At 68.5% G+C, this 19,925-nt stretch carries 16 protein-coding genes and 2 pseudogenes; 11 read left to right on the forward strand and 7 right to left on the reverse strand.

Annotated features, from left to right (window positions below):
• Positions 1–296 precede the first annotated feature (296 nt).
• Together U5A56_RS32780 and U5A56_RS32785 are read left to right on the forward strand one after the other, a co-directional pair.
• Positions 297–1,190, forward strand: a complete 894-nt coding sequence (locus U5A56_RS32780; RefSeq protein ID WP_321926666.1) for a LysR substrate-binding domain-containing protein — start codon at positions 297–299, stop codon at positions 1,188–1,190.
• A gap of 263 nt (positions 1,191–1,453) precedes the next feature.
• Positions 1,454–3,703: a putative bifunctional diguanylate cyclase/phosphodiesterase gene (locus U5A56_RS32785; RefSeq protein WP_124522980.1), complete on the forward strand. Its 2,250-nt coding sequence runs from the start codon at positions 1,454–1,456 to the stop codon at positions 3,701–3,703.
• Positions 3,704–3,707: 4 nt separating this feature from the next.
• On the opposite strand, the gene U5A56_RS32790 is transcribed toward U5A56_RS32785, so the two are convergent.
• From U5A56_RS32790 to U5A56_RS32800, 3 genes are all read right to left on the reverse strand, one after another.
• Entirely contained in the window at positions 3,708–4,799 is a 1,092-nt protein-coding gene (locus U5A56_RS32790) for a diguanylate cyclase domain-containing protein (protein ID WP_124893605.1), read from the reverse strand.
• A gap of 55 nt (positions 4,800–4,854) precedes the next feature.
• Positions 4,855–5,859, reverse strand: a complete 1,005-nt coding sequence (locus tag U5A56_RS32795; protein ID WP_321926668.1) for a chemotaxis response regulator protein-glutamate methylesterase — start codon at positions 5,857–5,859, stop codon at positions 4,855–4,857.
• Positions 5,860–6,247: 388 nt separating this feature from the next.
• Entirely contained in the window at positions 6,248–6,472 is a 225-nt protein-coding gene (locus U5A56_RS32800) for a hypothetical protein (protein WP_006750126.1), read from the reverse strand.
• A 468-nt stretch (positions 6,473–6,940) separates the two neighbouring features.
• On the opposite strand from U5A56_RS32800, the pseudogene U5A56_RS37220 reads away from it, so the two are divergent.
• The 4 genes and pseudogenes from U5A56_RS37220 to U5A56_RS32820 all read left to right on the forward strand — a co-directional run.
• Positions 6,941–7,030: pseudogene (locus tag U5A56_RS37220) on the forward strand (DUF969 domain-containing protein); the annotation flags it as partial.
• A 35-nt stretch (positions 7,031–7,065) separates the two neighbouring features.
• Positions 7,066–7,263: pseudogene (locus U5A56_RS32810) on the forward strand (5-oxoproline transporter, DUF979 family subunit); the annotation flags it as partial.
• 10 nt (positions 7,264–7,273) lie between these two features.
• A complete protein-coding gene (locus U5A56_RS32815; protein WP_321926670.1) occupies positions 7,274–8,305 on the forward strand; it encodes a DUF2891 domain-containing protein in 1,032 nt (343 codons plus the stop codon).
• A 153-nt stretch (positions 8,306–8,458) separates the two neighbouring features.
• Positions 8,459–9,523 carry an asparaginase gene (locus tag U5A56_RS32820; protein ID WP_321926672.1) on the forward strand — a complete coding sequence of 355 codons (1,065 nt, stop codon included), beginning with the start codon at positions 8,459–8,461 and terminating at the stop codon, positions 9,521–9,523.
• 75 nt (positions 9,524–9,598) lie between these two features.
• Here U5A56_RS32820 and U5A56_RS32825 read toward each other — a convergent pair whose 3' ends face one another.
• Positions 9,599–10,573 carry a LysR family transcriptional regulator gene (locus U5A56_RS32825; RefSeq protein ID WP_044843913.1) on the reverse strand — a complete coding sequence of 325 codons (975 nt, stop codon included), beginning with the start codon at positions 10,571–10,573 and terminating at the stop codon, positions 9,599–9,601.
• Positions 10,574–10,729: 156 nt separating this feature from the next.
• Here U5A56_RS32825 and aspA point away from each other — a divergent pair, with 156 nt between their 5' ends.
• Both aspA and U5A56_RS32835 read left to right on the forward strand, forming a co-directional pair.
• Positions 10,730–12,136 (forward strand): aspartate ammonia-lyase, encoded by a 1,407-nt coding sequence (gene aspA / locus U5A56_RS32830; protein ID WP_321811691.1) that lies wholly within the window; start codon positions 10,730–10,732, stop codon positions 12,134–12,136.
• Positions 12,137–12,238: 102 nt separating this feature from the next.
• Positions 12,239–13,738: an amino acid permease gene (locus tag U5A56_RS32835; protein WP_321926674.1), complete on the forward strand. Its 1,500-nt coding sequence runs from the start codon at positions 12,239–12,241 to the stop codon at positions 13,736–13,738.
• A gap of 33 nt (positions 13,739–13,771) precedes the next feature.
• Here the strand turns inward: U5A56_RS32835 and U5A56_RS32840 are convergent, their stop codons facing one another.
• The gene (locus U5A56_RS32840; RefSeq protein ID WP_321926676.1) at positions 13,772–14,461 is read right to left on the reverse strand and encodes a phospholipase; all 690 of its coding nucleotides are present in this window, start codon (positions 14,459–14,461) and stop codon (positions 13,772–13,774) included.
• Between the two features lie 261 nt (positions 14,462–14,722).
• On the opposite strand from U5A56_RS32840, the gene U5A56_RS32845 reads away from it, so the two are divergent.
• Entirely contained in the window at positions 14,723–14,965 is a 243-nt protein-coding gene (locus tag U5A56_RS32845; protein WP_321926678.1) for an AbrB/MazE/SpoVT family DNA-binding domain-containing protein, read from the forward strand.
• Between the two features lie 15 nt (positions 14,966–14,980).
• Here the strand turns inward: U5A56_RS32845 and U5A56_RS32850 are convergent, their stop codons facing one another.
• The gene (locus U5A56_RS32850) at positions 14,981–16,468 is read right to left on the reverse strand and encodes an aldehyde dehydrogenase (RefSeq protein WP_321926680.1); all 1,488 of its coding nucleotides are present in this window, start codon (positions 16,466–16,468) and stop codon (positions 14,981–14,983) included.
• 28 nt (positions 16,469–16,496) lie between these two features.
• On the reverse strand, positions 16,497–17,093 hold the full coding sequence (locus tag U5A56_RS32855) for a thioesterase family protein (RefSeq protein ID WP_321926682.1): 597 nt from the start codon (positions 17,091–17,093) through the stop codon (positions 16,497–16,499).
• Between the two features lie 261 nt (positions 17,094–17,354).
• Between U5A56_RS32855 and U5A56_RS32860 the strand changes: the two genes are divergently transcribed.
• Together U5A56_RS32860 and U5A56_RS32865 are read left to right on the forward strand one after the other, a co-directional pair.
• Positions 17,355–18,485, forward strand: coding sequence for a porin (locus tag U5A56_RS32860; RefSeq protein ID WP_321926684.1), 1,131 nt, complete (start codon positions 17,355–17,357; stop codon positions 18,483–18,485).
• 43 nt (positions 18,486–18,528) lie between these two features.
• Positions 18,529–19,920, forward strand: coding sequence for an FAD-binding oxidoreductase (locus U5A56_RS32865; protein WP_321926686.1), 1,392 nt, complete (start codon positions 18,529–18,531; stop codon positions 19,918–19,920).
• Positions 19,921–19,925: the final 5 nt, after the last annotated feature.

The raw sequence follows: 19,925 nt of genomic DNA on the forward strand, positions 1-19,925 counted from the left end.
GCCTCCAGAAACAGGACAGGAAGTGAGAGAAATCCCGAGGATCCAGGTTGGGCGGCCGCGGCGTCGGGATCGTCGTCGCGGCGGGGCGCCCGTGCTGTCGCACACGTCCGATGCGGTGCGCGCGGCGGGCGAATGCTCCAAGCTTAGTCAATCGATTCGGCGCGCGAGGCACCCGTCAGGGAAAATCTCCGGTCGCGTTCGCGCAATCGATCCCCATCGACGAACGATGCTATGTGCGCAACAACCGGGTTTCCAGTCCCTTAGAATGCCGTCAGTGTTCTATGGGTGGAACAATCATGGATGACCTGAACGACCTCTACTATTTCGTGAAGGTGGTCGAGCACGGCGGCTTCACGCAGGCGGGGCGGGCGCTGGATGTCCCGAAGTCGACGCTGAGCCGGCGCATCGCCGCGCTGGAAGCGCACTACGACGTGCGGCTGCTGCAGCGGACGACGCGTCATTTCACGGTCACGGAAACCGGCCGCGAATTCTACGAACGCTGCCTCGCGGTGCTGGTCGAGGCCGACGCGGCGCGCGAGGTGATCGAGCGCCGGCACGCGGAGCCGCGCGGGATCGTCCGCGTGAGCTGCCCGACCGCGCTGCTCGAATATCGCGTGAGCGAGCTCGTCGCGCTCTTCATGGCGATTCATCCGGCGGTACACGTGCATCTCGAAGCGACGAACCGCCGGGTCGACCTGCTGAGCGAAGGCTTCGACCTGGCGCTGCGCGTGCGTTTCCCGCCACTGGAGGACAGCGACCTCGTGATGCGGATTCTCGGCGACAGCCCGCAGCGGCTGGTGGCCGCGCCGCAGTGGCTGGCCGGACGCACGGTGCCGGCCGACCCGGCCGAGCTGGCCGGCGAGCCGAGCCTCGACTGGGGGCCGCCGCGGCAGCACGTGTGGCAGCTGGTCGGGCCGAACGGCGAGCAGGCGCAGCTGCGCCATCATCCGCGCTACATCTCCGACGACATGCACGCGTTGCGCGACGCGGCGATTCATGGCGTCGGCATCGTCCAGTTGCCGTGCATGGTCATCGAGGACGACCTGCGCGACGGCACGCTGATCGACGTGCTGCCGGGGTGGGCGCCGAAGGGCGGCGTGATTCACGCAGTGTTCCCGTCCCGGCGCGGGCTCCTGCCGCGCGTGCGGCTGCTGATCGACTTCCTTGCCGAGCATATTCGCAAGGACTGACGGCGGCCGGCGGGGCGGTGCGCTATAAGTAATCATCTGACAAATAGGGGCGGCGTCCCGCCGGCCGCGACCACGCGTATACCCTCGATGCGCGCGGGTACGCCAGCGGGCGCGGATTGGTGTTAAATATATTTTGGCGCGCCGTGACCGGCGTGCAATGGGGGCGCACCGGGGGGGCGAGTCGACTCGGGGCGATATACGGCACGAAGAATCGCTACGAATCGGGCGCATCAGACCCGGTCGAACTGACGGCAGGATTCATCTTGAATACCGAACCGCAAAGTTCTCGCTACAGTCTCGGCCTCGCAGCGGAAGTGCTCGCATCCGAGCAAAGCGTGCTGAGGCTGATCACACGCAATACACCACTGCCGGAACTGCTCGTCGAGGTCTGCCGGCGCGCCGAGGCGCTGCTCGGCGACGGCGCGTCGTGCACGATCCTGCTGCTCGACGCGGACGGCGTGCACGTGCACGTCGGTGCCGCGCCGTCGCTGCCCGTGCAGTACAGCGCGGCGATCGACGGCGCATCGATCGGGCCCGCCGCGGGCTCGTGCGGCACGGCGATGTACGAGCGCCGGATGATCGCCGTCGAAGACATCGAAACCGATCCGCTGTGGGCTGCCTACCGTTCGTTCGCGTTGCCGCACGGCCTGCGCGCGTGCTGGTCGGTGCCGTTCCTGGACGATACGGGCACCGTGCTCGGCGCATTCGCCGTCTATCACCGTACGCCGCGGCGGCCCACCGACACCGAAACCGACCTGCTGCGCGATATCGGCAACAGCGTCGGCCTCGCGGTGCACCAGGACTGGATCGCGCGGCAGCTCGCGCGCAGCGAGGAACATCACCGCCTGGTCGTCAACAGCCTGAACGAAGGGATTCTCGTGGTGTCGCGCGACGGCATGGTGATCGCGAGCAATCCGAGCGCGAACCGGATGATGCGTGCGAAGGGCGACCTCGTCGGCCGCCGGCTGTCGACGGTGATCCTGTACAAGCTGCGCGAGGACGGCACACCGCTCGCCCCCGACGACTGGCCGAGCCGGCTCGCGTTCACCACGGCCATGCCGCAGCTCGACTACTCGGTCGGCTTCGGGCTCGCCGACGGCGACGTCATCTGGGTGCGCGGCAACGCGGTGCCGATCGTGAAACCGGGCGAGACGCAGCCCGAATCGGTGCTCGTGTCGTTTCACGACATCGGCCCCGTGCGCGAAGCGCAGCAGCAACTGCGCTACCTGGCGACGCGCGACGCGCTGACGGGCCTCTACAACCGGCGCTGGCTCTCCGAACGGATGCGCGAGCTGTTCGGCGCGCGCGAGGCGGCGGCCGGGCCTGCGCATGTCGCGATCCTGTTCCTCGATCTCGTCGGCTTCAAGAAGGTCAACGACACGGCCGGCCACGAGGCCGGCGACGCGCTCTTGCGCAGCGTCGCGGCGCGCCTCGCGGCCTGCGCGGGCGGGCGCCACGCGCTCACGCGCGTCGGCGGCGACGAGTTCGTGATCCTCGTCGACCACTGCGACGATCCCGACGAGCTGGCCGTGCTCGCGCGCGAGGTGATCGACACGATCGCGCAGCCGTTCGAGATCGCGAACAACGAATACTGGCTCGGCGTGTCGATCGGCATCAGCGTCGCGCCGCGCGACGGCGACGATTCGGTCACGCTGATGCGCAACGCCGACTCCGCGATGTACGACGCGAAGCAGCGCGGCCGCAACCACTTCACGTTCTTCACCGCGCAGCTGAACCAGCGCCTCCAACGCCGCTTCGCGATCGAGCAGTCGCTGCGGCGCGCGTTCTCGTCGGACATGCTGCGGCTCGCGTACCAGCCGGTCGTCGACGCGCGCAGCGGCCGCACGGTCGGCGCCGAAGCGTTGCTGCGCTGGACGAGCCCTGAACTCGGGCCGATGTCGCCGGCGGAATTCATTCCGGTCGCGGAAGATACCGGGCTGATCGTCGCGATCGGCCAGTGGGTGCTCGAAACGGCCTGCCGGCAGGCCGCCGAATGGCGCCGCACGATCGCGCCCGACCTGACGCTCGCGGTCAACCTGTCGCCGCGGCAGTTCCACGAGGGGCTCGTCGAGTCGGTCTACCACTGCCTCGCGCAGACGCAGCTCGATCCGGGGGCGCTCGAACTGGAGATTACCGAAGGACTGCTGATGAACGACACGGACACCGTGCTGCCGATGCTCGAAGCGCTCACGGACATGAACGTGCGGATCTCGGTCGACGATTTCGGCACCGGCTACTCGTCGCTCGCCTACCTGAAGCGTTTCCCGCTGCACAACCTGAAGGTCGACCGTTCGTTCGTATCGGGCGTGCCCGATCATCGCGACTCGGTCGCGATCACGCAGGCCGTCGTCGCGATGGCGCATTCCCTCGGGATGAAGGTCACCGCGGAAGGCGTCGAGACCCAGGCGCAGTCGTGGTTCCTGCAGCAGATCGGCTGCGACATGCAGCAGGGCTACCTGTTCGGCCGGCCGCTCGATCCGACCGATTACGCGCGCCGGCTCGTCACCGTGTAGGCGTTCAGGCGAAACCGCCGCCGGCCGGCGGAACCGGGGGCGCCGGCGGCGCGTCGATCTCGACGCGATTCTTGCCGTCGTGCTTCGCGCGATACAGCGCGCGATCGGCCGCCTCGATCAGCGAGGTGGTCGGCAGGCCGGGGGCCGGCACGATGCTCGCGCCGCCGATGCTGATCGTCACGTAGCGACCCGTCGACGCGTGCACATGCTCGAGCCGCAGCGACTCGACCGCGAGGCGGATCTTCTCGCCGAGCAGCCGCGCGGCGCCCGGCGACGTGGCCGGCATCACGACCGCGAACTCCTCGCCGCCGAAACGCGCGGCGAGATCGCCGGACTGCCCGAGACAGCGTTCGATGGTCGTCGCGACCTGCTTGAGCACGCTGTCGCCCGACACGTGGCCGTACGTGTCGTTGTACAGCTTGAAGTTGTCGACGTCGATCATCAGCAGCGACAGCTCGCTGCGCTCGCGCGTGCCGCGCCGCCATTCGGCGGCCAGGTATTCGTCGAGATAGCGGCGGTTCGACAGCCCGGTCAGGCCGTCCGAATGCGTGAGGCGCCGCAGTTCGAGATTGGCCTCGAGCAGTTGCTGCTGCGATTGCCGTAGCGCGCGATAGGCCTCGTCGCGCTGCAGCAGGTTCATGTACGAGCGCGAGTGATAGCGGATCCGCGCGACCAGCTCGATGCGGTCGGGCAGTTTCACGAGATAGTCGTTCGCGCCGGCCGCGAACGCGGCGCTCTTGATCACCGGCTCTTCCTGCGTCGACAGCACGATGATCGGCACGTCACGCGTCGCCGGATTCGCGCGGTATGCCTTCACGAGGCTCAGCCCGTCGATGCCGGGCATCACGAGATCCTGCAGGATCACGGTCGGCCGCGTCTCGATCGCGGTCGCCAGCGCGTCGTCCGAGCGCGGGCAGTAGTGGAAGTCGATGCCGTCCTCGTCGACGAGTGCGCGCCGGATGGCTTCCGCGACGATCGTCTGGTCGTCGACGAGCAGGACCATCGCGGGGGTGTCGGCGTGCGGCGTGGGCGGCACGTGCAAGGCGTCGAACGCCGCCTGCAGGCTGCCGGGCGGGCGGGTGAGGTCGCTGGTCATGATTGATGCGGGGTCGCGCCATGGCTGCGACGGGTGTGACAGGGTTTCATTGGGTTCAGATTCGCGCGAGTGCCGCCAGCTCGCCCGCGATGCGCTCGAGCGGCAGGATCGCGCGGGCCGCGCCGAGCGTCGCGGCCGCCTTCGGCATGCCGTAGACGGCGCTGGTCGCCTCGTCCTGCGCGATCGTGTGATAGCCCTTCATCCGCAGGGCCTTCAGGCCGATCGCGCCGTCGCGTCCCATGCCGGTCAGCAGCACGCCGATCACGCGGCCCGGCCAGTGCTCGGTCAGGCTGTTGAAGAACACGTCGACCGACGGCCGGTACGGCGTGGCGGCCGGTTCGCGCGTGTATTCGAGCGTGCCGGTGCGCGTGATGCGCAGGTGATCGTCGGTCGCCGCGAGCAGCGCGACGCCCGGCTGCGGGCGGTCGCCTTCGTGCGCGACGCGCACGGTCAGCGGCGTCTGGCCGTCGAGCCATTGCGCCATGCCTTCGGCGAACGCGCGATCGACGTGCTGGACGATCACGATCGGCGCGCTGAAGTCGGCCGGCAGGCTGCCGAGGATCGACGCGAGCGCGCCGGGGCCGCCGGCGGACGCGCCGATCGCGATCAGCGGGCCGCCGCCCGTGCGCGAGGCCGTGCCGGCCGCGCGGACACCGCCGGGCGCGTCGAGCAGGCGGCCGATCTGGTCGATCTTGGCGAGCAGCAGCCGCGCGGTGTCGCCGGCCGCGTCTTCGCCGAGGCGAGGCGTGTCGACCGCGTCGAGCGCGCCGGCACCCATCGCTTCGAACACGCGCCATGCGTTCGCGCCGATGCAGCTCGTCACGATCAGGATCGCGCACGGGCGTGCGGAACGCATGATCCGCCGCGTCGCCTCGATCCCGTCGCACTTCGGCATGACCAGGTCCATCAGCACGATGTCGGGCGGTTGCGCGGCGCACAGTTCGACGGCTTGCGCGCCGTCGGTCGCGACCCACAGCACGCGATGCTCGGGCCGGCGCGCGAGCGCGCGGCGCATCGCCTCGACGGCAAGCGGGAGGTCGTTGACGATGCCGATATTCACAAGCGGGATGCTCCGGTCGGTTCGTAGTGTTGGGTATGGGCCGGGTTCATGAAAGGCAGTGCCGGTTCGGCGCCGCCGAACGGCATCGGCGGGCGCGCGGCACGGAATTCTTTTCGATTGGCGACGTCCGCATGCTGTCATGCGGCGCGAGCGGCGGCAATCGAAAAAATTGCGCATTGCGTCGTCTCAGACCCTTTTCTCTATTCCGGGGCGACATTTTTTGCCGCCCGCGAAGGCGGACGGCCATCTGCGGGACGATGCGGCAGTGCGGAAACCCGTTGCCGGCGCGTTCGTTTCGGCGGGAAACGGGCGCATGCGGGCGCATGCGCGGGCATCGGCGAGCCGGCCGCGCAGGCCGGCGCACCACGCCCGGTGCGCGTTCAGTCGATCAATGGCTGCGCGCGTACCCCTGGATCAGCGCGCGCATCATCCCTTCGACGGTTGCGTCGAGCAGGTCGGCTTCCTGCTCCGATTCCTCGACGAGCGCGGCATAGGCGGTCGCGAGCGTCACGCGGTCGACTTCCTGGCGTTGTTCCATCAGCGTCACCATCCCGTCCTTCGCCAGATGAGCGGAGAACGCGCGGCTGCCGATGGTCTGGAATACGTCAATCATGGCGGCTCTCCCGAACGTTGCCGATGCCTTCCAGTTTAGTCGGCGCACCGGCGCTCCGCCATGCGCGGGGGGGCGCGCGGGCCGCCCGCGGCTCGCGCGGCGCAAGCGTGCATGCCACGCGCGCGCCGCCGTTGCCGCCCGCTGCCGCCCGTTCGGATACACACGGCTGAAACACCGCAGACACATGGTCGACACACATTTGACACACGGCCGGCGCAAAGCCGGCGCACGGTAGTACCGGTTTCGACGTTTACCCGATGCATCAAATTGCCGACTTTTTATCGATAAAGTCTCGTGCTGGATTTTGCGGCCTGAACCCGGTCGAAACCGGGGGGCGGCGCGTCGTCACGGCGCCGCGCATCCCACACGAGGAGGAGCCATGCTGGTATCGATCGGCTTCGCGCTGCGCTTCAACGCGCTGCTGGCGGTGACGATCGCGGGCCTCGCGACGGGGCTGGCTGGCGGGATGCGCTGCTGATTCACTGCACGCGGCTCGCGCTGCTCGATCGTCGGCTGTCGCGCGGCTTCGGCGCATTCGGGCGGGAGGGCGCGCGATGATCGGCCTAGAACCGCTGTACACGCTCGCCGGGCTGATGTTCGCCGCGATCGGGATGCCGGGCGGCTTCTGCGGTACGCTGACGACGCCGATGGCCGCGAACTTCAACGTCGTGCCGGCCGCGCTGCTCGAACTGAAGGACAAGAACGGCGCGATCAAGGCGCAGTGGCCGACCGCCGTGCTGCTGCTGGCCGTCAACACGCTGCTGATATATGCGTTCGTATTCCGCTTCTGACGAGATGCCCATGACCGACCGACTGACCCCCGAACTCGCATCGAAATTCGCGTCGCTCGCGCTCGCGCACCTGACTCGCGAATATCCGAACAGGCTCACCCATTCGCTCGAAGGCCCGCACGACGTGCAGGGGCCGCGCGCATTGCACCCGATCTTCTACGGCAGCTACGACTGGCATTCGTGCGTGCACGGCTACTGGCTCGTGCTGCGCGTGCTCGAACGCTATCCGGCGCTGGCGGAAGCCGAGCGGATCATCGCCGTCGTCGACGCGCATTTCACCGACGCGAACGTCGCCGGCGAACGCGCGTATCTCGCGCTGCCGCACAACAGCGGCTTCGAGCGGCCGTACGGATGGGCGTGGCTGCTGGCGCTGTCCGCGCAGCTGGAGCGGCTCGCGCTGAAGGGCGTGGTGCCGCAGGCCGCCCGCTGGGCGAAGACGGTCGCGCCGCTCGCCGACCTGTTCGTCGCGCGCTTCGAGACCTTCCTGCCGAAGGCGACCTATCCGCTGCGGGTCGGCACGCACTTCAACACCGCGTTCGCACTGGCGCTCGCGCTCGACTTCGCGCGCGCGACGCAGCGCGACGGGCTCGCGGCGCTGATCGTCGATACCGCGCAACGCTGGCACCTGAACGATGTCGCGTGCCAGGCGTGGGAGCCGTCGGGCGACGAGTTCCTGTCGCCCGCGCTGATGGAGGCGGAGCTGATGCGGCGCGTGCTGCCGGCCGCCGAATTCGACGGCTGGTTCGCGCGTTTCCTGCCGGATCTCGCGCGCGGCGAGCCGGCGACGCTGTTCGTGCCGGCGACGGTCAGCGACCGCAGCGACGGCAAGATCGCGCATCTGGACGGCTTGAACCTGAGCCGCGCATGGTGCCAGCGCGCGCTGGCCGGCGCGCTGCCGGAACACGATGCGCGGCGCGCGAGGCTGCTCGATGCGGCCGACCGGCATCTCGCGAGCGCGCTCGCGCACGTGGCCGGCGATTACATGGGCGAGCACTGGCTCGCGACGTTCGCGCTGCTGGCGATCGAAGGCTCCGTGTACTGAATCTGTCAGGTTTTCGTGGGGCCGACGGCTTTGCATCCGGCGCAATACCACTTTCCACCGGCCGACCGGCTCGGCCCGGCGGCAGACTCGATACACTGCCGTACCGGTTGCACGGGCCCCGGCATTCAGGCCCCGACGAAGGAGACAGGACAGATGGACACCCAACGCGCAGCGGTCGTGACGTACCGCGGCAAGGCGATCGAGAATAAACACGTCGCCGACGTGGCGGTGGTGGATGCCGGCGGCAAGCTGCTGTTCCGGCTCGGCGATCCGTACCGGATGACGCTCGCGCGCTCGGCGGCGAAGCCGGCGCAGGCGCTGTCCGTGATCGAGACAGGCGCGCCAGAGCGGTTCGGTTTCGACGACGCGGACATCGCGTTGATGTGCGCGTCGCACAGCAGCGAGGAGCGGCACATCGCGCGCACGCGGGCGATGCTGGAGAAGGTCGACGCGCAGGAGTCGGATCTGCGGTGCGGCGGGCATGCGCCGTTGTCGGACGCGGTGTACCGGTCGTGGATCAAGCGCGACTACACGCCGACCGGCGTCTGCAGCAACTGTTCGGGCAAGCATGTCGGGATGCTGGCCGGTGCGCGGGCGATCGGCGCCGCGATCGCCGACTATCATCTGCCGGAGCATCCGATGCAGGTGCGCGTGAAGCAGGTGGTCGCCAACGCGTGCGGCCTGCGCGACGACGAGGTCGACTGGGCGATCGACGGCTGCAACCTGCCGACGCCGGCGTTCCCGCTCGACCGCCTCGCGCGTCTTTACGCGTCGCTGGCCGACGGCGCGGATACGGTGGCAGCCGGCGGCACCGCGGCGAGCGGTCGCGTGCGCGCGCTGGCGCGCATTCATCATGCGATGACGGCCCATCCGGAGCTGGTCGCCGGAGAAGGGCGCTACTGCACGGTGCTGATGGATGCGTTCGACGGGCAGGTCGTCGGCAAGCTCGGTGCGGATGCGTGCTACGGGATCGGCGTACGCGCATCGGCGCGCACGCGGGCGCTCGGCGCCGACGGCGCGCTCGGCCTCTCGGTGAAGATCGAGGACGGCAACATCGACGTGCTGTACATGATGGTCAGCGAACTGCTCGAGCGTCTGCAGATCGGCACGGACGCGCAGCGCGCGCGGCTCGCCGCGTTCCACCGGCCGCGGATGCTGAACACGCAGGGTGTCGAGATCGGGCACGCGACGTTCCCGTTCGAATTGCAGCCGGCCTGACGGGCGTCGGCGCACCGGTGCCGCGGGCCGCGGTGCGCAGCGGCGCCGCGTTGCCGGCCGGCGCGACGGCAGCCGCTACGCGCCCGCGTCGCGAATCTTCGCCAGCTCGACTTCCGACAGCTCGCCGATGTGCGCGAGATGCTCCATGAGGAAGTCCTTCAGCACGCGCAGCTTCGCCGAGCTGCGCCGGTTCGACAGATACGCGATGTAGATGTAGTCGCCCGTCAGCTTGTTCTGCAGCCGGTAGCGCGGCAGCACGGCTTCGAGCCGGCCGCTCGCGAGCAGGTCGCGCACCAGCCAGATCTCGAATTCGGCGATGCCGAGCCCCGCGCAGGTCGCATCCAGCAGCAGTTCCGAGTGATCGGTGACGAGGTTGCCGGCCGGCAGCACGCTGTGCCGCGCGTCGCCGCGCACGAGCTCCCAGCGCGGATCGCCTTCCGGGTGCACGTAGCGCAGGCAGTTGTGATGCCGCAGGTCGTCCGGCGTCGCGGGGCGCCCGCAGCGGTCGAGATAGCCGGGCGTCGCGCACAGGATGCTGTCGTTGCGCGACAGCCGGTGGACGACCAGGTTGTCCAGGTAGTTCTCGCCCTCGTGAATGTCGAGGTCGAAGCCGCCGGCGACGAGGTCGTTGTGGTTGTCGGTGAGCCGCACGTCGAGCTGGATCGTCGGGTAGCGTGCGAGAAACGGCGCGATCAGCGGCGCGAGGTGGCGGCGGCCGAACCCGACCGGCGCAGTGAGCTTCAGCGGGCCGCTCGGCTGCGAATTGAGCTCGGCGACGACGCGCAGCGTGTCGTCGAGATCGGCGATCAGCGTGACCGCGCGTTCCAGGTAGATGTGGCCGGCCTCGGTCAGCGTCACGCTGTGCGTCGAGCGATGCAGCAGCGCGACGCCCAGTGCGTCCTCGATCGCCGTGATCTTGCGCGCGACGGTGGACGTCGACACGTGCATCTCCTTCGCGACCGCGGAAAAACTCCCCATTTCGACGACCCGCACGAACGCGCGCATCGCGCCGAGGTGATCGATGCCGGTGTCTCTTGCCATTGTTTTCATTCGTCTCTCGCTGTTGCGTCCCACGCAAAACCGCTTTCGATAATACAGAGGCGAGCTTCTTTATGCAAAGGCATAGAATGCGATCCCGTCGCACGGGGAAGCGGTGAACGCAGCCGCCTTGCCGCGGCGGCACGAGACATTTCAGGAGGGGCACCCATGACGGAAAACGGCTTCCGCGTCGAAGCGGATCTCTTAGGGAAACGAAGCATTCCGGAGTCGGCGTACTACGGCGTCCATACGCTGCGCGCGAAGGAGAACTTCGACATTTCGGGGCGCACGATCGCGTCGCTGCCGTACCTCGTCATGGCGCTCGCGGCGGTGAAGGAAGCCGCGGCCGACGCGAACTGCGAGCTCGGGCTGCTGCCGCACGCGTATCGCGACGCGATCGCCGCCGCCTGTGTCGAGATCCGCGAAGGCCGCCTGCACGACCAGTTCGTGGTCGACATCATCCAGGGCGGGGCCGGCACGTCGACCAACATGAACGCCAACGAGGTGATCTGCAACCGCGCGCTCGAGATCATGGGGCACGCACGCGGGCAGTACGAATACCTGCATCCCAACGAGCACGTCAACCTCGCGCAGAGCACGAACGATGTCTACCCGACCGCGATCCGGATCGCGACCTGCTTCGCGGTCGAGCATCTGCTCGACGCGATGGCGCGCCTGCGCGATGCGTTCGCGGAGAAGGCCGACGCGTTCTCGGATCTGTTGAAGCTCGGCCGCACGCAGTTGCAGGACGCCGTGCCGATGACGCTCGGCCAGGAGTTCTCGACCTACGCGGTGATGGTGACGGAAGACATCGCGCGCCTGCAGGAAGCCGGCTTGCTGATGCGTGAGATCAATCTCGGCGCGACCGCGATCGGCACCGGCATCACCGCCCATCCGCAGTACGCGGAGAAGGCGCTGGCCGCGCTGCGCCGCATCACCGGCCTGGACCTCAGCACCGCGCCGAACCTGATCGAGGCGACGCAGGACTGCGGCGCGTTCGTGCAGGTCTCCGGCGTGCTGAAGCGGATCGCGGTCAAGCTGTCGAAGATCTGCAACGACCTGCGGCTGCTGTCGAGCGGCCCGCGTGCCGGCTTCGGCGAAATCAACCTGCCGCCGGTGCAGGCCGGCTCGTCGATCATGCCGGGCAAGGTGAACCCGGTGATTCCGGAAGTCGTGAACCAGGTCGCGTTCGAAGTGTTCGGCAACGACCTGACTGTGACCTTCGCCGCCGAGGCCGGCCAGCTTCAGCTCAACGCGTTCGAGCCGGTGATCGCGAGCGCGCTGTTCCGCAGCTTCGGCCACCTGACGGCCGCCTGCACGACGCTCGCGGACCGCTGCGTGAGCGGAATCACCGCGAACCCCGAGCGGTTGCGCGAAACGATGGAGCGGTCGGTCGCGCTCGCGACCGCGCTGAACCCGTACATCGGCTACAAGCGCGCGACCGCCGTGGCCGCCGAGGCGCACGCGAGCGGCAAGTCGATCCGCGAAGTCGTGCTCGATCGCGAGCTGATGACCGCCGCGCAACTGGACGAGGCGCTGCAGCCCGAAGCGCTGATCCGTCCGCGCGCGTACTGATTCCGGCCGCGCGGCGCCGGCGCCTGCCGCCGGCGGCCCGCGCGCGGCCGTTCCCGCAGCGCCCGTCGACGGGCGCGACACATCAAGAAACGGAGACACACCATGAAGCACGCCAGCGAGCGCGCGGCCGACCCGGCCGGCGGCGCGGACTCCCGTCATGCCGATCGCGACGCGATGTTCGCGTCGCACGAAGCCGGCTACGCGCAGCACCTGAAGCCCCGACACGTGCAGATGATCGCGATGGGCGGTGCGATCGGCACCGGCCTCTTTCTCGGCGCGGGCGGCCGCCTGCAGAGCGCGGGGCCCGCGCTGGCCGTCGTGTATCTCGTGTGCGGCGCATTCGCCTTCCTGATCATGCGCGCACTCGGCGAGCTCGTGATGCACCGGCCGACCAGCGGCTCGTTCGTGTCGTACGCACGGGAGTTCATGGGCGAGCGCGCGTCGTTCGTCGCGGGCTGGATGTACTACCTGAACTGGGCGACCACCGGCATCGTCGACATCACCGCGGTGGCGATCTACATGAAGTACTGGGCCGTGTTCACCGACGTGCCGCAGTGGGTGTTCGCGCTCGGCGCGCTGGGGATCGTGTCGGTGATGAACATGATCGGCGTGAAGGTGTTCGGCGAGATGGAGTTCTGGTTCTCGATCGTCAAGGTGGGGACGCTCGCGCTGTTCCTCGCGGTCGGCGCCGTGTTTCTCGCGAGCGGCCATCCGGTTGCCGGGCAGATGCCGGGGCTGCACCTGATCGCGGATCACGGCGGGATCTTCCCGCACGGGATCCTGCCGGCGGTGCTGATCGTGCAGGGCGTCGTGTTCGCGTATGCGAGCATCGAGCTCGTCGGCGTCGCGGCGGGCGAGACCGCCGATGCGCGCAAGGTACTGCCGAAGGCGATCAACAGCGTGATGTGGCGCATTGCGCTGTTCTACGTCGGCTCCGTCGTGCTGCTGACGATGCTGCTGCCGTGGACCGCGTACAGCGCGCACGAAAGCCCGTTCGTCACGTTCTTCAGCAAGCTCGGCGTGCCGTACGTCGGCACGGTGATGAACGTCGTGGTGCTGACCGCCGCGCTGTCGAGCCTGAACTCCGGCCTCTATTCGACCGGGCGCGTGCTGCGTTCGCTCGCGATGGGCGGCTCGGCGCCGCGCTTCGTGTCGCGGATGAACGCGCGCGGCGTGCCGTACGGCGGGATCCTGGTCACGGTCGCGGTCAATGCGATCGGCGTGCCGCTGAATTACATCGTGCCGGCGCAGGCGTTCGAGATCGTGCTGAACATGGCGTCGCTCGGGATCATCACGACCTGGGGCTTCATCGTGATGTGCCAGATCCTGTTCCGCCGTGCGGTCAATCGCGGCGAACTGAGCCCCGTGTCGTTCCGGATGCCCGGCGCGCCGTTCACGTCGTGGCTCACGCTCGGGTTCCTGGTCAGCGTGCTGGTGCTGATGGCGTTCGATTACCCGGGCGGCACGTGGACCGTCGCGATGATTCCGGTGGTCGTGCTCGCGCTGGTGGTCGGCTGGAAGCTGGCCAAGCGCGGTGCCGCGCGAGAGGCTGCTGCCGAGGCTGGCGTGCCGATCGTTGCCGATCCGGCGAGCAACGTCTGACGACAGGCCCGGGCGGGCGACCGCCCGGTGCGCTCAGTTCAACCCGGCGCGTGCGCCGACCCAGCGGCTGAAGTCGCCGGCCATCTGCGCGGTCAGCTCGTGGCCGGCGTCATAGAGCTGCGTGTCGTGCGCGACGCCGAGCGCCGTCAGTTTCGCGTCGGCCGTGTTCGCCCACGCGACCGGCAGCTTGTCGTCGAAGCGGCCGTGCATCACCAGCGCGTGCAGCGGGCTCAATGCATCGCGCGACGCGACCAGCGGATCGATCTCCGGCAGGATGCGCCCGCACAGCACCGCGAACGCGGCGACGTCGGCCGGCGAGGTGAGACCGACGCTCGCGCTCATGATGCCGCCCTGGCTGAAGCCGGCGATCACGGTCGGCAAGGCGGCGGGTTCGTTCCCGGTGTCCCGCGCGCGCAACGCGCGCAGCAGCGCGATCAACTGCACACGGCTCGCCTCCGCGCGGGCCGCATCGATTTCCGGGCCGTTCGGGCCGAAGCGCACCGGAAACCACGCGTGCTGGCCGGGGCCGAACGTCAGCGGCCCGCGCACGAACGCGATTTCGACGCGCGGATCGATCGTGCCGGCCAGGTTCAGCAGGTTGGTTTCGTTGCCGCCGACGCCGTGCAGCAGCAACAGGCGGCCCGCGGGGCGGCCGGCGGCCGGGCGCAGCCGGTAGTGGAGGCCGGATTCGGGGTCGGTGGTCAGCGGCAGGACATCGGTCATTGCGTGGGTCCGGTGGGGGAGTGATCCGATAGTCTAGAACGCGCGGACGGCGAGATGAATCGCCGGATGGTGATTGATTGTTTCCTGTTGGGAATGAATGTGGAGCCAGAATGTCCGATATTGGGTACGGCTACGTGTGTCCCGTCGCGAGCAAATTTCCGAGAGGCGACCGTTCATCACCAATATGTCGACCGCACGACTCGCCGCCGCGACCCACAGTCGGCAAAATATCCACGTTTTGTCGATGCATGGAGTGCCGAGATGGAGACCGCCAGGATTTTCGAGCATGATGGATCGCAGGCTGTTTGCTTCCCGAAGGATCTCCGCGTCGATACCACGGAGGTCCGGATTCGGCGGCACGGCGCGTCTGTCATCCTCGAGCCCGTGCCGCAAGGCTGGGCGTGGTTGACGCCACTGATCGGCCCGGTTGATGCCGATTTCGAGGAAGCTGCGACAACCGAGCCCGCCGCTCATGAATGCTCCGGGCCGGACGTGTTCGAATGAAGTTTCTGCTGGATATCACCGCAACCGGATCACCGTCGACTTCAACTCCGTGTACTTCTCCAGCGCGTGCAATGAGTTGTCGCGCCCGTTGCCCGATTCCTTGAAGCCGCCGAACGGGAAGTTCATGTCGTCGGTTTCCTCGTAGCCGTTCACCCACACCGTGCCGGCCCGCAGCCGCCTCGCGGTTTCGTGCGCGGTCGTCAGGTTCGCGGTCCACACCGACGCCGCGAGCCCATAACGCGTGTCGTTCGCGAGCGCGACGGCCGTATCGAGATCGTCGAACGCCGTCACCGCCAGCACCGGCCCGAAAATCTCCTCGCGCACGATCCGCGCATCGGCCCGCGGACAGTCGAACACGGTCGGCTCGACGTACTGGCCGCCGCTCGCGGCGCGCGCGCGCCGGCCGCCCGCGAGCAGCGTCGCCTCGTCGCGGCCGGCGTCGACGTAGCCGAGCACGCGCTCGACCTGGGCGGCGTCGATCAGGCTGCCCATCCGCGTGTCGGGCGACAGCGGATCGCCGGGCGCATACTCGGGCGCGATCGCGAGCACGCGCGCGACCAGTTCGTCGCGGATCGCGCGATGGACGAGCAGGCGCGAACCCGCCGTGCACATCTGCCCGGTGTTGTAGAACACCGCATGCGCGACGGTGCGCGCCGCGCGTTCGAGGTCGGGGCAATCGGGCAGCACGATCTGCGGCGACTTGCCGCCGAGTTCGAGCCATACGCGCTTCAGGTTCGAATCGGCCGCGCAGCGCGCGACTTTATGGCCGACCGCGGTCGAGCCGGTAAACGCGATGCAGTCGACGTCCGGATGCCGCGCGAGCGCTTCGCCTGCATCGCCGAACCCCGGCAGCACGTTCAGCACGCCGGCCGGCAGCCCGGCCTGCACGGCCAGCGCGGCGAGCCGCAGCGCGCTCAGCGGCGACTTCTCGGACGGCTTGAGCACGACGCTGTTGCCCGCCGCGAGCGCGGGCGCGCATTTCCACATCGCGATCATCGCGGGGAAATTCCACGGCACGACAGCCGCGACCACGCCGATCGGCTCGCGCGTGACGAGCCCGACGAGATGCGCGTCGGCCGGCGCGACCTCGCCGCCGGTCTTGTCGATCGCCTCGGCGAACCACTCGGCGCAATACGCGGTGGACGGGATGTCGATCGTGGTCGTATCGCCGATCGGCTTGCCGGTGTCGAGCGTTTCGAGCAGCGCGAGATCGTTGGCGTGCTCGCGGATCAACGCGGCCCAGCGCAGCAGCACGCGCTTGCGTTCGCGCGGCGATGCGTCGCGCCAGATGCCGCTTTCGAACGCGCGCCGCGCGGCGGCGACCGCGAGGTCGGCGTCGGCCGCGCGGCAATGCGCGACCTGCGCGAGCACGCGGCCGTCGATCGGGCTCGTGCATGTGAAGGTGGCGCCGTCGTGCGCGTCGCGGAACGTGCCGTCCACGAACGCGGGGGAAGCGATGTCGAGCTGGCCGGCGCGGCTGCGCCAGGCGTCGTGCGTCTGCATGGGAAAACTCCGTCGTGGTTCGGCTTGGTCAGCGGGAAGTGGAAGCAGCGGAAGCAGCAGGGGCCGCGCGGCGGATCGCGATCGCACGGCCCGCGTGTGGCTCGCGCGGCGCGCGCGCATGCTCGGCGTGAATCGCGTCGAGATGCCGGCGGATCGCGTCCGGAAACGGCGCCGAGCGTTTCGCGCGCATGTCCACGTGCGTGAGCAGCTGTTCGCCGGTCGCGAGCTGCGCGCCGGTCGTCGCGTGATGCATCGAATGGAACACGTGCAGCCGGCGATCGTCGAGGTCGAGCAGCCGCACCGTGAGCCGCAGCGGCTCGCCGAGCATCGCTTCGCGCAGGTGGCGGATGTGCGTTTCCGCGGAATAGATCGAGCAGCCGGCTTCGCGATAGTCGTCGTCGATGCCGAAGTAGCGGAAGAACGCATCGCTGCTGTCGCCGAACACGAGCAGGTAGCACGACTCGCTCATGTGGCCGTTGTAGTCGACCCACTCGGGCTGCACGATGCAGCGATGCAGTTCGAGCGGCGTCGCGATCGGCGCGGCCGGGTCGTACGGGCGCGACTTCTGTCCTTCGTAGGCCGAGCGCAGGCGCGGCTCGGCGGCGGGGCTGAGGGTGGTCGTCATCCAGTGCACTCCGAGGTTCGGAACGGGCCCGCACGTCGTCCGCGGGGCTGCCGGTCGATGTTATGACGGGTTGAACGTTTTTTCAATAATGAAATCGCCGATGGGTGTAAACACCGGTGCATCCGATCTCGTCAATCGATTGAACATTCATTCAGCAAAACCTATACTCGCCAGCGCCGCGGTGCCGAAGCGAAGCAGGCGGGCGGCGTTCACGCACAACGAAAATCGAGCCGCCGTGCGCGGCAACCGGAGACACCGAAAATGAAGAAGCGCTTCCTGCTGGCCGGCATGATGTCGGTGATGGTCCACGGCTACGCCCATGCCCAGAGCAGCGTGTCGCTGTACGGAATCATCGACGGCGGCATCACCTACGTGAACAACACGGGCGGCGCGCACGCGTACCTGTTCGACGACGGCGTGTCGTACGGCAACCGCTTCGGCCTGATGGGCACCGAGGATCTCGGCGGCGGCAACAAGGCGGTGTTCAAGCTCGAGAGCGGCTTCCGGCTCGGCACCGGCAGGCTGAACCAGGGTGGCGCGATGTTCGGGCGGCAGGCGTACGTCGGGCTCGGCAACGACTGGGGCACGCTGACGTTCGGTAATCAGTACGACTTCGCATTCGACTTCACGGCCGCGTACAACGTCAGCGCGTTCGGCAGCGGCTACGGCGTGCATCTCGGCGATTTCGACCGCCAGAGCGGGGACCGGCTGCAGAACGCGGTGAAATTCGTCAGCAACAGCTTCCACGGGCTCGTGGTCGGCGGCATGTATTCGTTCAGCAACGACGCGGGCAGCTTCCATGACGGGAGCGCATGGAGCGTGGGCGCGAGCTACACGCACGGCGATTTCTCGGCGGGCGGCAACTACACGCGGCTCAACGCGCCACGCCGGCTTGCCGCGCTCGATCCGTATGCGCAGATGGGCGTGCGGACGATGCTCGGGCAGACGGTCGCGACGGTCGACCCGGCGACGGGCGCCGTCACCGACCTGCACGATTCGACGCCGTTCTCGATCGATTCGCAATCGATCTTCGGTGTCGGCGCGTCGTACACGTTCGGCAAGCTGACGCTGAACTCGGACTTCAGCAACACGACGTTCAAGGGCTACGGACAATCGTCGACGATGCGCGTGTACGAAGCGGGCGGCCTGTACCAGGCGACCGTGCCGCTGTCGCTCGTCGCGGGCTATCAGTACACGACGTTCGAAGGTCATCACTGGCACGAAGTCGCGCTCGGCGCGCATTACGCGCTGTCGAAGCGCACCGACGTGTATGCGGCGGTCGACTGGATGCGTGCATCGAACGGCGTCGACGCGGTGATCGGCTACAGCTTCACGCCGTCGACGAGCCGCACGCAGGCCGCCGCGCGCATCGGCATGCGGCACAATTTCTGATCCTCACTCGTTCCCGGGCCGGGTTCGGCCGGCCCCGTCGATCATGTCCGATCCTTCCTTGAACGGCGACGTCGTCGCCGCGCTGCGCGACGCACTCGGCGCCGATTGTGTCAGCGTGGGCGACGCCATCGGCGCGCGTCATTTCACGAACTACGGCGAAGCGGCCGGCCCGCGGCCGCGCGCGTTGGTGCGGCCGCGCAGCGTCGACGACGTGAGCCGTGCGCTCGCGATCTGCACCGCGTATCGTCAGACGGTCGTGCCGCAGGGCGGAATGACGGGCCTCGCGGCAGGCGCCGGGCCCGGTGCGCAGGACGTCGTGCTGTCGCTCGACCGCATGAAGGGCGTCGTCGAGATCGATGCGGACGCGGCCACCGTCACCGCGTGGGCCGGCACGACGCTGCAGGAGCTGCAGCAGGCAGTGGACGACGCGGGATTCGCGCTCGGCATCGATCTCGGCGCGCGCGGCTCGTGCCAGATCGGCGGCAACGTCGCGACCAATGCGGGCGGCAATCGCGTGATCCGCTACGGTACGACGCGCGAGCAGGTACTCGGCCTCGAGGTCGTGCTGGCCGACGGCACCGTGCTCAGTTCGCTGAACAAGATGCTGAAGAACAACGCGGGTTACGACCTGCGGCAGATTTTCGTCGGCAGCGAAGGCACGCTCGGCGTCATCACGCGCGTCGTGCTGCGGCTGCATCCGCGGCTCGCCGCGCCATCCACCGCGTTGTGCGCGGTGCGCGATACGGCCGCAGCGCTCGCGCTGCTGCGCGACGCGCGTGCCGCATGCGCGGACTTGCTGAGCTTCGAGGCGATGTGGCCGGCGTTCTACGGCTACGTGTGCGCGCATACGCCCGGCATGCGCGCGTCGCTGCCGGCGGACGGCGGCGTCAAGGTGCTGATCGAATGCGCGAGCGGCGATGCCGCGCAGACGGCCGAACGGTTCGAAGCGGTGCTGGCCGACTGGCTCGAACGCGGGCTGATCGACGATGCGGCGCTCGCGCAGACCGCGGCCGATGCGCAGGCATTCTGGACGGTGCGCGAAGGGCTCGCGATCGACGATCTCCCTGGTCTCGTCAATTTCGACGTCGGCATTCCGCCGCGCGCGACGGAGAAGTTCATCGACGCGTGCGAGCGCGCGCTGAACGCACGCTGGCCCGGGGCGCACGTGTTCTTCTTCGGCCACCTCGGCGACAGCAACCTGCATGTGTGCGTTTCCGCGCCGTATGCGACGGGCGAGGGCGCGCACGACGTCGACGCGGTGTTGTATCCGCTCGTGCGCGATGCGGGCGGCTCGGTGTCGGCCGAGCACGGGATTGGCCGCTACAAGCGCGACTGGCTCGGTTGTTCGCGCAGCGACGCCGAGATCGCCGCGATGCGACGTCTCAAGCATGCATTCGATCCGTTCGGACTACTGAATCCCGGAAAGGTGATCTGAACGGC

It is taken from the genome of Burkholderia sp. BCC1998, from assembly GCF_905339875.1.
Classification (GTDB): Bacteria; Pseudomonadota; Gammaproteobacteria; order Burkholderiales; family Burkholderiaceae; genus Burkholderia.